This window comes from Paenibacillus sp. BC26, assembly GCF_900116125.1.
In the GTDB taxonomy this organism is placed as follows: Bacteria; Bacillota; Bacilli; order Paenibacillales; family Paenibacillaceae; genus Paenibacillus_Z; species Paenibacillus_Z lignilyticus.
In genome coordinates this window covers 3196684-3209277 of record NZ_FPAD01000001.1, presented here as the reverse complement: position 1 = coordinate 3209277, position 12594 = coordinate 3196684, and the positions used below count along the sequence as shown (strand labels likewise).

Genomic DNA, 12594 nt, shown 5'->3' with positions numbered 1-12594 from the left:
AGGGAAACGGGGGAAACGCCATGTTAGGCTACCCGCTCGGATGGATGATCGGGACAGGTCTCTTTTTTATGATCCTGATCATTGCGCTATCGTCTCCCGTTGTAATTCGCGGCCATATGAAACGAATTGGCAACGATGATGATGCGGAATTGCGCATTCGAGCATTATTCGGTTTGATTCATTATCATTGGCAGCTGCCGATTGTGAAGTTCAAAGGGATGAGCATCGAATTGAAACAGGAAATGTTGGCGGAGAATGCAGGCGGGATTGATCTGAATGCCAAAATGAGCAACGTGGATGCGAATTCGATCATGAAATCCATCGATAAAGCCCATTTGCTCCTCAAGCATACAGACGATATGCTCGGCTGGGTTCGAATCACGCTGGGACATGTAAGACTGACGGAATGGCAATGGCGAACAGCGGTTGGCACCGGTGACGCGATGTGGACTGCCATGCTGACCGGCATGGTCTGGTCGGTGAAAACAACTTCAATAGGCGTCCTGTCGCAGCTCGTTCGATTGACTGCGGATCCAAGCCTTGTCGTTGAACCGGTGTACCAGAAGCCGCATTTCTCAACAGAAGGTCAATTTACGGCGAAGGTGCCGTTCGGTTATGCGATATTTGCCATTGTGCGATTATTCGTTCGGATTAAGAAAGCGCATGGACTGCCGGGCGGTTTTCTCGGCTTACAGCGTATTCTGCTTCGCGGCTGATTACATAATGCTCCTTAAGCGGGGGAACGATATGAACGGCAAGGTGCAGCTACCGACTTTGAACCAAGGAGGACTTTTTTGAGATGACAGACCATCCGATTCAAGGCTTAATGCAGACAGCAATGGAAAATATTAAAGAAATGGTCGATGTAAATACGATTGTCGGTGATCCGGTCCAAACACCTGACGGCAGCGTCATCATGCCGATTTCGAAAGTGGGCTTCGGCTTTGTCGCAGGGGGCAGTGATATCCGGTTCGACGAGCATAAGCACGGGGAAGCGCATAACGCAGCCGTACAATTGCCATTTGGCGGAGGCAGCGGGGGCGGGGTATCCATAACGCCAATCGCATTCCTAGTCGTAGGCACGCAGGGGGTACGTATTGTACCGCTGGATAATCAGACTCATTTGATGGAACGGGTCATTGATTCCGCGCCGCAAGTGTTCGAGAAAATCCAGAGCATGTTCAAGAAAAGCTCGACTAGCAGTGACAGCGGGCTGGAATCAGTCCTCATCGAAAGTATGGATGGCCACTAATCGCATATGGAACCGTCCCTGCGGGGCGGTTTCTTTTTTTTCAGGACGGGCTGGGTAGTATATCTCATGGACCTGTTCATATACTGGTACAAGACCATGTTCTTGCCCGCCAGTTTCGAAGGAGGAAGTGTATGAGGTCGAGATTCACCCGAAAACGGTACAAATTGATCATGCTGGCAACCGCGGCTTTCCTCTTCCTGTCGGGATTAACGACAGCTGCCGCTGCTCCGAAGGCGAGCGTTTCGACCCATGCGAGAGGCGCAGCGCTTATCGATGTGGAGTCAGGCCGCATTCTCTACAGTTATAACGGGGACAAGCCCATGCTAATTGCCAGCTTAACGAAAATCATGACAGCGATCGTAGCCATTGAGCACGGCAAGCTCACGGACAAAGTGAAAACGAGTATTCGGGCAGCAGGCAAAGAAGGGTCGTCCATCTATTTGCAACGCGGCGAGGAAATGAGCTTGCAAAATATGCTTTACGGCTTGATGCTCCGCTCCGGCAATGATGCGGCAACTGCGATTGCGGAGCATGTCGGCGGCACGGAGGAAGGGTTCGTCCATCTGATGAACGAGAAGGCGCAGATGCTCGGCCTCTCTAATTCCCAGTTCATGAACCCGAGCGGCCTGGACGCCGAGGGACATTATTCTTCCGCGAACGATCTGGCGAAGCTGACTGCCTACGCTTTGAAGAACCCGGTGTTTAAAGAAATCGTGAAGACGAAAGAGAAGAAGGCTCCTAATCCGAACGATAGTTGGGACTACCTATGGCGCAACAAAAATAAAATGCTCACGATGTACGAAGGAGCAGACGGCGTCAAAACGGGCTATACGAAGAAGTCGCTTCGCACGTTAGTCAGCTCGGCTACTCGGAATGGCCAACAGCTTGTTGCCGTTACGTTAAACGACGGCAATGATTGGCAGGATCACCGAAAGCTGCTCGACTTCGGATTCGCCAATTTCCGCTTAACCGAAGTGACGCACAAAGGTCAGTCGATAAACGGGTATCCGCTTGCCGTTGGCCGGACGCTGCTCTATCCGTTTGCAGAAGGCGAGCAGCAGCAGCTGCGCTCGAAGCTGACGCTGATCGATGCAAACTCTACGGCGTACAAGCTTGGTGAGCGCGGGAAGCTGGAGTGGTTTATCGGCGAGGAGAGGATCGGCTCGACGCCGGTATTTGATCCGCAGAGTCAGCGTATAACATTGCCGGAGAAGCCGGCTTGGGTGATCGGTGATCAATCAGAGTCTGCTTACGGCGGTTTATCGTCAGCTTCCTTCCGCCGGGCATTGACGGTCACACTTTCAACTTTGTTTGGAGGGAAGGAGGCCGGGGGATGGTAAATTTCATTTGGCTTTTCTTTATTGCGGTCAGCTTCGTTGCAGCTATCGTGAATGGTCGAATGGAAGCCTTGACCGAGGCCGCTTTTGAGGGGGCGAAGAGCGGCGTCACGGTCAGCTTCGGGCTCATCAGCGTGATGGTGTTCTGGTTGGGGCTTATGCGAATTGGCGAGGACGCCGGCCTGCTCCGCAAAATCGCTGCCCTGCTGCAGCCGGTTGTCCGTTTTCTATTCCCAGACGTGCCGAAGGGTCACCCGGCCCTCGGTTACATAATGAGCAACATGAGCGCAAACATACTTGGGCTTGGCAATGCGGCAACACCGATGGGGATCAAAGCGATGCAGGAGCTGCAGAAGCTCAATCCGGACAAAGAGACCGCTTCAGCGGCGATGTGTACGCTGCTTGCGCTCAATACTTCCAGTATTACGCTTGTCCCTACAACGTTGATTGCCATTCGCATGACTTACAGCTCGGCACATCCTGCGGAGATTGTCGGGACAACATTAGCGGCGACCTTGGTTGCAACAGCGGCTGCGATTGCTGCCGATCGCTGGTACCGCAAACGATATCGCAATAAGCCGCCGCGATTTACCAGTCGCGATGGAACGGCAGCTCCACGAAGCGTGGAGTCGCTGACGGCAGACGGCCAAGGAAAGGGTGAGGCCGTTGTATGAATGGATAACGGCCATCTCGGCATGGATCATCCCGTTCATGATCGTGTTTATTCCGCTCTATGCCGCATTTAAACGCGTGCCCGTCTATGAAACGTTTATTGAAGGCGCTAAGGACGGTTTCGGCACGGCTATTAACATTATTCCGCATTTGGTCGGCATGATGGTAGCGATCAGTATGTTCCGAGCGTCCGGCGCGATGGATATGATGGCTTCGCTCATACGACCTTTGTTCGACGGCTTGGGTATTCCAAGCGAAGTATTGCCGCTGGGGCTGCTGCGGCCGCTTACCGGAGCCGGGTCGCTGGCTTTCACGACGGAGCTTATTAAGACGTATGGACCTGATTCCATGATTGGCCGGATTTCATCTACGATTCAAGGGAGTACGGATACAACGTTGTACGTACTCACGGTATATTTTGGAGCGGTAGGAATTAGGCGCAGTAAGTATGCGCTTAAAGTAGGATTGTTTTCCGATTTCGTCGGTTTTTTCGCTGCTATTATCATTTGTTTATTAGTGTTTGGATAAATTACGATGAGATGGCCCGCAAGATGCTGCACGAATGGTGCATCGCTCTTGCGGGCTTATTTGCCGTGTACTTTCTTTCCACCTGCCATTTAGGGTATGATGGTGGGTGAGGTGAAATCATTGGAACGTTTACAGAAGATTTTAGCGCAGGCAGGCGTCGCATCACGCCGCAAATGCGAGGAGCTCATTTTGTCCGGTCAAGTACAGGTCAATGAGGAGACCGTTACCACACTGGGGGTCAAAGCAGACCCGGCCGTTGATATCATTACGGTGAAGGGCCGCAGAATCCAGAGTGAAAACAAGCTTTACTTGATGCTTCATAAGCCCAAAGGCGTCATTACAAGTGCGAGTGACCCGCAGGGACGTAAGATTGTGGCGGACTATCTGCCGGGCATTACAGAGCGCGTTTATCCTGTAGGCCGGCTTGATTATGATACGGAAGGTTTGCTGCTGCTTACGAATGACGGCGAGTTTGCGAACTTATTGACGCATCCCAGCCATCACGTACCGAAGACTTACTGGGCCACTGTAAAAGGGGTGCCTCACGGCACGGCGCTTGAGCGGTTGCAACAGGGCATTCTGCTTGAGGACGGAATGACAGCACCTGCAGAAGTAGAGTATCACGATGTGAATACGGAGAAGAATCAGGCGACGATTACGATCACGATCTACGAGGGTCGGAACAGACAGGTTCGCCGGATGTTCGATGCCATTAACCATCCGGTGCTGCTGCTTCGCCGGGTAAGATTCGGCGAATTGGGACTGCACGGACTGGCTCGTGGAAAGTTCCGCCATTTAACGCCTAAAGAGGTCCTAGAGCTGCGCGCAGCGGCTGTCAAGACACATAAAATTCAAAAATAACGAGCGACGGCAACCTCAATTGCCGTCGAATTTTCGTTATAATGATAGTATTCGAATTCATGTAAATTGCAGCATAAGAACGGGCGGTGACTAACGAACATTTATGAAATCGAACCGCAGACTCATTCAACTGGTTATTTTCCTGGGCGTACTGCTCCTTGGGGGCTACGCGATCGGCAATGCGCTGTTTAGCTCTCACGACGGGCTGCCGCGGAAAGGCTCGGAGCCGCCGGATTTTGCCCTGCTCGGCATGGACGGCCAGACGCACCGGCTCGCGGATTACAAAGGCAAGGCACTTGTCATTAATTTCTGGGGTACATACTGCCCGGGCTGCGTAACGGAGACGCCGGATTTGGTAGCCCAATACGCAAAGCATAAAGACAAGCCGTTTGAAGTTGTCGGGATTAATCTTGGCGAGGACAAACTGACCGTTTCGAATTTCGTGAAGCAGTTTGATGTTAACTATTCCATTCTGCTTAACGAGAACAACGACGTACAGCGAAAGTACGGTTTGAAGTCGTATCCCACTACCTTCTTTGTGAAGCCGGATGGAACGATTCAAGACATCTTTGTCGGACCGATGGCGGAAGCGGACATGGACAAGCGTATCGAGAAATTGCTTCAGTCCTAGTCGAAGGAGGTTTTTTTGCATGTTGACTTTTGAAAATACGAAATGTGAATGCGGTCACCAGAATCCGGTCGGAACCGTGCTTTGCGAGCATTGCGGCAACCCGCTGGACGGCGAAGAAGCAGAGAGCGATGCGCCGCTCGAGATGCGATACGACGGCATTGCCCGTCGCTCGCAGAAGACGAACCCGTCGCCGATTGACCGCGTTTGGAACTTTTTCTCTTCGGTAAAGATTGCTGTTCGGCTGATCGTGATTACGCTGATTGCGGCTATGATCGGCACGATTTTCACACAAGAGAATGCCTTTATCTCATTTGATCCTACGACGTATTACGAAGAGCGTTACGGTTGGATCGGCAAATGGTATTATAAGCTCGGCTTCTCCAACACGTACGAGTCGTGGTGGTTTATCGGACTGCTCGTGATGATCGGAACCTCGCTCGTTATTTGCAGTCTTGACCGCGTGCTCCCGCTCTATCGGGCACTGAACAAGCAGCAAATTCGTAAGCACAATACGTTCTTGACCAGACAGAAGACCGTGTATGCGAGTGATATCGAAGGCTCGGCAGAGAATTGGACCGCAGCTATGGCTAAGGAGCTAAAGCGAAAGCATTATAAGGTCCATCAAGAAGGCGATGCACTTCTGGCAGAGAAATATCGGTTCAGTCGCTGGGGGCCTTATATTAATCATATCGGCTTGATTGTGTTCTTGCTCGCGGTACTGCTGCGCACGCTTCCCGGCTGGGCAATGGACAATTATGTAACGGTGACGGAAGGGGATACGGTTCAAATCCCCGAAACGAACTATTACGTGAAGAATGAGAAGTTTACGATCAACTATTATACGGAAGCAGAGCTTCCGGAATCGCTGAAAGGAACGGCTCGGGCCAAACTCTATGAGACGAAAGCCGTGCTGTACGAATGCGAGGCGGATTGCGACGATCCTTCCAAGCAGCCGCAATTGAAGGAAGTGAAACGGCACAATATTATTGTGAACGATCCACTTTCCTACAAAGGCATCAAGGCCTATCAATTCGGCTTTGACGATACGCCGAAGCTGAAGGCCGTTCATCCGGTACTTATCGACCACAAGACAGGCCAAACCTATGGACCATTCGATCTTGTCATGCGGAATCCGGAATTAACCTACAAGCTTGGACCGTATACGCTAGAGCTCCGTCAGACGTACATGGATTTTGCGCTGAACTCGGAAGGCAAGCCGACGACGAAATCCAAGGAACCGAACGCGCCGGCATTTGTGTTCGTCATGAAAGGCCCGGATTTGGCCGCGGATGGCGAGCCGTATATGTACTTCCCGAAACAGACCGATAAAGCGAGATTCAGTCAGGATCTCATCAATGGGGAGCTGGCTAAACGGTTTGAGCTGAAGGTGCCCACTATGGAAGGCGTTGAGTTCGCAGGCGTAATGACCTCGCTCAATATCCGCTCGGATCGGGCGATGCCTTATATCTGGGTGGGAGCCGGCATTTCGATGTTCGGACTGCTGCTCGGCTCATATTGGCATCACCGCAGAATTTGGCTTCGCATAGACGGCGGCCGCGTCACGTTAGGCGCACATACGAACAAGAACAATTACGGCATGCGTGCCGAGGTCGCTTCCGCATTACGCGGTTTAGGCGTCGTCGTAGAGCCGAAGTCGCTCGATAACGGGAGGAACAAGTCGTGAGTTTGCTTGATTTTAGCAGCGACGCATTTATCGTCGCATTTTTCTTGTATTGCTTCGGATTTATGTTTTATGGCGTTTCAGCGCTGGGGCGCAAATGGAGCAACCGCAGTCCGGAAGAGCATGTTCGCCGCTGGGGACGCATCGCGTACGGGGTATCGATCCTCGGATTTGCTTCGCATTTGACATTCTTTATTACACGCTGGATCGGTGGAGGTCACATTCCGACCAGCAACATGTATGAGTTTATGACGTTTCTGGCCATGGCGATCATGTTTGCTTTCATCGTCGTCAATGCGATTTACCGCAAACCGCTGCTTGGTTTGTTTACATTGCCGCTAACGGTTATTATCGTCGCTTACGCGGCGGTATTCCCTCAAGAAGTGCAGCCGCTGATTCCGGCTCTGCAATCGATCTGGCTTAAAGTGCATGTGACGACAGCGGCAACAGGCGAAGCCTTCTTCGCGGTTGGTTTTGCTGCAGGACTTATGTATCTGCTTCGTACGGTAGACTTCAAGAAAACAAGTCCGCAAGCAAGACGCGAACAGCGCTGGGTCGAATTCACGCTCTTCGTCATCGTTGTGATCATTGCCTTCATCGGTTCGGTCTTCTCGTTCCGCGGTGCAGGCTATGAAGCGACGTTCAAGCAAGAGAATGTCGTGATCGATGATAAAGGAATGGAGAGCACGACAACGGAAACGGTTGAATATTCCCTTCCGCCAATCTTCAAGCCTTACAACAGCCAAGACGTGTTGGTCGAACCTTTCCTTGGCGTGAAGAAACCGCTGATGGAAACACCGTCTTGGATGAAAGGTGTCAATGCGGCACGCAAGCTGAACACCATTACGTGGTCGATCATCAACGGAGCGATTCTGTACGGTCTACTCCGCCTGGTGCTGCGTAAGCGAATTGGGGCAGCGATTCATCCGCTTATGGATGGTATCGACGAAGATGATATCGATGAAATCAGTTATCGCGCCATTGCGATCGGGTATCCGATCTTCATGTTAGGCGCGCTCATATTCGCGATGATCTGGGCTTACATTGCCTGGTCGCGTTTCTGGGGCTGGGATCCGAAAGAAGTGTGGGCCCTTATTACTTGGCTGTACTACACGGCCTACCTGCACTTGCGTCTATCGCGCGGATGGCATGGTTCCAAGTCGGCATGGCTTGCGGTTATCGGCTTTGTCGTCGTCATGTTTACGCTGATCGGGGTTAACTTGGTCCTCGTCGGCTTGCACTCTTACGCAGGCGTTTAATGATGATTAGCACAGATTTGAAAGGAGACAACGGACATGTCTGAAGAACTTCACCGCATTCTTGTAGTCGATGACGAAGAACGGATTCGCAGGCTGCTCAAAATGTACCTGGAAAAGGAAGGCTATCTCATCGAGGAGGCCGAGGACGGCGAAACCGCATTGCGCCTTGCGACAGCCGGCGAGTTTGATCTGATTCTGCTGGATGTCATGCTGCCCGGTATTGATGGGATTGAGGTCTGTTCCAGACTTCGCCAAGTAAAAGCCACTCCTGTCATCATGTTGACGGCGAAAGGCGAGGAAATGAACCGCGTGCAAGGGTTTGAAGTAGGGGCCGATGACTATGTCGTAAAACCGTTCAGCCCCCGCGAAGTCATTTATCGTGTGAAAGCCATCTTGCGCCGTTCGTCCGCTACCGCTTTCTTGACGAAGGAAGCATTGACGAGCAATAATATCGTTTTCCCGCATCTCATTATCGAGCATGATGCGCATCGCGTGATGGCTGGCGGACAAGAGGTCAGCTTGACACCGAAGGAATACGAGCTGCTCCACTACCTGGCGATATCGCCCGATAAAGTATTTTCCCGTGAGGAACTGCTGAAAGACGTCTGGAACTATGAATTTTTCGGAGATCTTCGTACCGTGGATACCCATGTTAAACGACTTCGCGAGAAGCTGAATAAAGTGTCTCCGGAAGCTGCGATGATGATCACGACGGTTTGGGGCGTAGGCTATAAGCTTGAGGTGCCGAAGTAAGTGATGATCTGGCGCAGTGTTGTCGGGAAGCTATGGATTACGATTATCGCGCTTGTGGCAGTCGTTTTGCTTATTCTGGGGATGTTCCTGCTGCAGTATATCGATATTGCCTTCAAGAACTCGCATGATGTCAAGGTACTGTTTGTTTACACCGCGATCATCGGGTTTCTGTTATCGACGTTTTTTGCGTTTTTCCTTTCGACCAAAATCACGCAGCCGCTGCTTCAGCTGAAGAAAGCGGCCGATTTGATCTCCCAAGGGGAGTACCGTACACGAGTACCGATTCGCTCGACGGATGAGATCGGTGATTTGGCCAACACGTTCAATAATATGGCTTCTGAGCTGGATACATTGATTCATGACTTGAATCATGAGAAGGATCACTTAGCGAGCGTACACCGCAGTATGGCGGATGCTGTCGTTACCTTCGATGCGGAAGGTCAGATCATTCTGGCCAATCCGCATGGTCAGAAGCTGATCGACAAGTGGAATGAGCTGGAGTGGACCGGGGATTATATCGGCTCCCATACGCAAGTGCCTGAGCCCATGTTTGATCTTTACCGCAAAGTACTTCGCGAAGGCCGGGATTTATCCGATAAGGTGCATGTGCAAAGCGGAGTTTGGTCCGTTGTTATGGCACCGCTCAAATCGAATCATACCGTGCGCGGTGCGGTTGCGGTGATGCGGGATGTAACGGAGGAGACGAAGCTGGAGAAGCTTCGCCGCGACTTCGTTGCGAATGTCTCACACGAGATCCGGACGCCGTTATCGATGCTGCAAGGCTACAGCGAAGCATTGATCGATGATATTGCGGCATCGCCTGAAGAGCGTAAGGAGCTTGCACAAGTGATTTACGAGGAGTCGCTGCGAATGGGGCGCCTCGTGAAGGATTTGCTCGATCTGGCCAGAATGGAAGCCGGTCATATTGAGATGAAGCTCGTTGAGACGGATTTGACCGGCCTGCTGAAGCGAGTCCATCGCAAGTTCTTAGTACGTGCGAAGGAGCAGGACATTCACCTGCATATCGAGCTCCCTACTGAGCCGCTCGTCATCGCGCAGGCGGACGAGGATCGAATGGAGCAGGTGCTGACGAACCTGCTCGACAATGCGATTCGCCATACGGCGAAGCAGGCGTCGATCACGCTCAGTGCGCGCAATTTGATCGTCGAACAGAAGGCTTTTGTAGAAATTAAAGTGACAGACGAGGGAGAGGGGATCCCGCAAGGTGACCTTCCGTTTATCTTCGAACGATTCTACAAGGCAGATAAAGCTCGTACACGCGGAACAGGCGGAACAGGTCTCGGGCTTGCCATCGTGAAGAACATTATCGAATCTCATCGTGGTCTAATTAAAGCGGATAGTGTGATGGGTGCCGGTACGACGTTTACCATTCTGCTGCCCGTAGTATAGCCATACAGAAGAAGCTGCTCCTCATGCGGGGCAGCTTCTTCTTGTCATGTTTACTTAGCGAAAAAAAGTTGAAAGAAAGAGCTTGGTTGCTATATAAGGCTATATTGACTGGTCAAATTGTATTAATTTAAACTGAGCATGCATTCATCTCGACTTCAAAGGAGGCTGTTTATGAAAGTCAACCAGACGAAGAAATGGGTCCTGCTCTTCTTATCGACCATCCTCATGACAGGCATGTTTGCGGCAACGGCAACAGCAGGCGCTAACCCATGGGCAGGCGGTGACGTCGCTTCGCTCAGTGTGACGAATGATGCCAGCGGCACGGCTAACAAGTATATCTACAAACGTATTTCGAACAAAGCGTATACATTCGTTTCCGGAGATTATATCGAATATGATGTGCAGATTTCGAGTAGCATCGATGGCGCAGGAGGTATCGAAATTATTAACGCTGACGGGTCTTACTTCCGAGATACCGGCACTTCCGTCTGGAAGGACCAGAACAATATCAGCGGGCATCCGAATGCCAATATATCCGCCTATGCCACCAATAAATGGTACCACCGCAAGCTGGCGGTTCCCGCTTCCATGATCGGCAAAACTTCGTCCAAATGGGATATCGTCGGAGAGAACGACAGCCCTTCCCAATCGTATTCGGCTCAGTACGACAACCTTAAAGTTACAAACGGAAGCGGGACTACGAAGAGCGTCGTATTCGTGAATAGCTCTGATTATAGTTCGGCTGCGACGGATATCGGGCCAGCTGCAGTTTCCTCCGGTAACGTGACAACCTCGAATATCGCATCCAACATGTCGCATTTGTTGGATAATCAAGCTTTTATAAAGCTGGATAAAATCAATCCGTTCATCGGCACCTCGTTTTCGATGCATTTCATATCCACCCTCAAAGTGAATGGCGAGATATGGGCGTATTACATCAAATGGGATGCGTTCGGCAAAGGCGGCGTCGGCTTAGCGAAATCAACCGACGGTGTCAATTTTACCGATAACGGCTTCGTCTTAACGGCAGGGTCGCCCGGGCAATGGGATGACTCGTTTGCTACGTTTCCGGGAGTATGGTACGACAGCGGCACCTTCTACCTCGTTTATGAGGGAACCGGTACAGGATCAGCCGGACAAATTGGCTTGGCAACTTCGACGAACGGTGTTAACTTTACGAAACAAGGTCAAATATTGACACACAACACTACGGGCTGGGAAAGTGTCAATATCGGAACTCCGTCCCTCTATAAAGAAGGAAACACATGGTATTTATTTTATCATGGCTATGACGGTTCCGATTGCCGCATTGGCGTTGCTACGGGCACCAGCCTGACCTCGCTGACCAAGTACTCCGGGAATCCGGTCATCGACACCGTGCCCGGTACATGGGAGGCGGGAACAGCCGGTCATCGTGATATCGTCAAAGTAGGCAGCACCTATTACATGACCTATGAAGGCAGCGAGGATCCGCCTTACAACACGGCCAAATGGTCATCGGGCGTTGCAAGCTCGACGGATCTGCTTCACTGGAGCAAGTTTAGTCAGAATAGCATTTTACCTCAAACGGACAACACGTTTGGCAATGACGGACCGAGCTTTTTATCCGTAGATGGCGAGAACTTCATCTATTATCGGACGAATCCTACAAGCAGAGCGCTGATTGCCAATGAGAATGACGGCGGTTTTGATTTGAAATGGGGGATGTCGGATCCCGGAATCAGTCATGTCATTGGACGGAGCGATGGTGACGGCTGGTCGGCTTCAACCAGCTTAGACGGACCGGATTATATGCAATACGGTCCGTATACGACCTCGACTCCTGTGGGAGATAATATCGCTACTTGGAAAATGATGGTGGATAGCAACAGCGGCACAAATGATGTAGTGAGGCTTGAGGTTGTCGATGCGGACGATTCCGGCACGGTGCTCGCGGAGCGGGTGCTGCAGCGCAATGATTGGAAGCAAACCAATCGCTATGAGTATTTCTCGGTACCGTTTCATTGGTCTGCAGGCCGAAGCGGTCATCGCATTGAACTCCGTGCGCATTGGTATGATTCGACTTATGTGAAAATGCAGCTTGTCGGCATCAGCTAAGCGCCGGAAAGTCGGTTCTTGTTGAAGGAAGGAGAGAAATCTTGTTGGTCGTGAAACATTTTCATGACGGATGAGTGCATAAAAAAGCTCCGACCCTCGAAAAGGGTCGGAGC

General features: G+C 51.4%; 12 protein-coding genes. All 12 read left to right on the top strand.

Annotated features, from left to right (window positions below; genetic code table 11):
- Positions 1 to 20 precede the first annotated feature (20 nt).
- The 12 genes from BM412_RS14435 (at position 21) to BM412_RS14380 (ending at position 12481) form a co-directional block, all read left to right on the top strand.
- Complete coding sequence (locus tag BM412_RS14435; RefSeq protein WP_091219106.1) at positions 21 to 716, top strand: DUF2953 domain-containing protein; 696 nt, start codon at positions 21 to 23, stop codon at positions 714 to 716.
- Between the two features lie 83 nt (positions 717 to 799).
- Positions 800 to 1252 (top strand): GerW family sporulation protein, encoded by a 453-nt coding sequence (gene ytfJ, locus BM412_RS14430; protein WP_091219104.1) that lies wholly within the window; start codon positions 800 to 802, stop codon positions 1250 to 1252.
- Positions 1253 to 1383: 131 nt separating this feature from the next.
- Positions 1384 to 2592, top strand: a complete 1209-nt coding sequence (locus BM412_RS14425; protein WP_091219101.1) for a D-alanyl-D-alanine carboxypeptidase family protein — start codon at positions 1384 to 1386, stop codon at positions 2590 to 2592.
- On the top strand, positions 2586 to 3263 hold the full coding sequence (locus tag BM412_RS14420; RefSeq protein ID WP_090976795.1) for a nucleoside recognition domain-containing protein: 678 nt from the start codon (positions 2586 to 2588) through the stop codon (positions 3261 to 3263). The genes BM412_RS14425 and BM412_RS14420 overlap by 7 nt, the downstream gene beginning before the upstream one ends.
- Positions 3264 to 3300: 37 nt before the next feature.
- Positions 3301 to 3789: a spore maturation protein gene (locus BM412_RS14415; RefSeq protein WP_177245887.1), complete on the top strand. Its 489-nt coding sequence runs from the start codon at positions 3301 to 3303 to the stop codon at positions 3787 to 3789.
- Positions 3790 to 3909: 120 nt separating this feature from the next.
- Positions 3910 to 4650 (top strand): pseudouridine synthase, encoded by a 741-nt coding sequence (locus BM412_RS14410; RefSeq protein WP_091219096.1) that lies wholly within the window; start codon positions 3910 to 3912, stop codon positions 4648 to 4650.
- A 103-nt stretch (positions 4651 to 4753) separates the two neighbouring features.
- Complete coding sequence (locus BM412_RS14405) at positions 4754 to 5281, top strand: redoxin domain-containing protein (protein WP_091219093.1); 528 nt, start codon at positions 4754 to 4756, stop codon at positions 5279 to 5281.
- A 19-nt stretch (positions 5282 to 5300) separates the two neighbouring features.
- Positions 5301 to 6965: a cytochrome c biogenesis protein ResB gene (locus BM412_RS14400; RefSeq protein WP_091219090.1), complete on the top strand. Its 1665-nt coding sequence runs from the start codon at positions 5301 to 5303 to the stop codon at positions 6963 to 6965.
- Positions 6962 to 8221 (top strand): cytochrome c biogenesis protein CcsA, encoded by a 1260-nt coding sequence (ccsA, locus tag BM412_RS14395; RefSeq protein WP_091219087.1) that lies wholly within the window; start codon positions 6962 to 6964, stop codon positions 8219 to 8221. Before BM412_RS14400 ends, ccsA begins: the two co-directional genes overlap by 4 nt.
- A 36-nt stretch (positions 8222 to 8257) precedes the next feature.
- Positions 8258 to 8974 carry a response regulator transcription factor gene (locus tag BM412_RS14390; RefSeq protein WP_091219085.1) on the top strand — a complete coding sequence of 239 codons (717 nt, stop codon included), beginning with the start codon at positions 8258 to 8260 and terminating at the stop codon, positions 8972 to 8974.
- Positions 8975 to 10384, top strand: a complete 1410-nt coding sequence (locus BM412_RS14385; RefSeq protein ID WP_091219082.1) for an ATP-binding protein — start codon at positions 8975 to 8977, stop codon at positions 10382 to 10384.
- A 171-nt stretch (positions 10385 to 10555) separates the two neighbouring features.
- On the top strand, positions 10556 to 12481 hold the full coding sequence (locus tag BM412_RS14380) for a glycoside hydrolase family 130 protein (protein ID WP_091219080.1): 1926 nt from the start codon (positions 10556 to 10558) through the stop codon (positions 12479 to 12481).
- Positions 12482 to 12594 lie beyond the last annotated feature (113 nt).

Excerpts from the sequence above, each read along its gene's own strand:
- BM412_RS14435 (WP_091219106.1), top strand. The coding sequence starts at position 21 with ATGTTAGGCTACCCGCTCGGATGGATGATCGGGACAGGTCTCTTTTTT.
- ytfJ (WP_091219104.1), top strand. The coding sequence starts at position 800 with ATGACAGACCATCCGATTCAAGGCTTAATGCAGACAGCAATGGAAAAT.
- BM412_RS14425 (WP_091219101.1), top strand. The coding sequence starts at position 1,384 with ATGAGGTCGAGATTCACCCGAAAACGGTACAAATTGATCATGCTGGCA.
- BM412_RS14420 (WP_090976795.1), top strand. The coding sequence starts at position 2,586 with ATGGTAAATTTCATTTGGCTTTTCTTTATTGCGGTCAGCTTCGTTGCA.
- BM412_RS14415 (WP_177245887.1), top strand. The coding sequence starts at position 3,301 with ATGATCGTGTTTATTCCGCTCTATGCCGCATTTAAACGCGTGCCCGTC.
- BM412_RS14405 (WP_091219093.1), top strand. The coding sequence starts at position 4,754 with ATGAAATCGAACCGCAGACTCATTCAACTGGTTATTTTCCTGGGCGTA.
- BM412_RS14400 (WP_091219090.1), top strand. The coding sequence starts at position 5,301 with ATGTTGACTTTTGAAAATACGAAATGTGAATGCGGTCACCAGAATCCG.
- BM412_RS14390 (WP_091219085.1), top strand. The coding sequence starts at position 8,258 with ATGTCTGAAGAACTTCACCGCATTCTTGTAGTCGATGACGAAGAACGG.
- BM412_RS14380 (WP_091219080.1), top strand. The coding sequence starts at position 10,556 with ATGAAAGTCAACCAGACGAAGAAATGGGTCCTGCTCTTCTTATCGACC.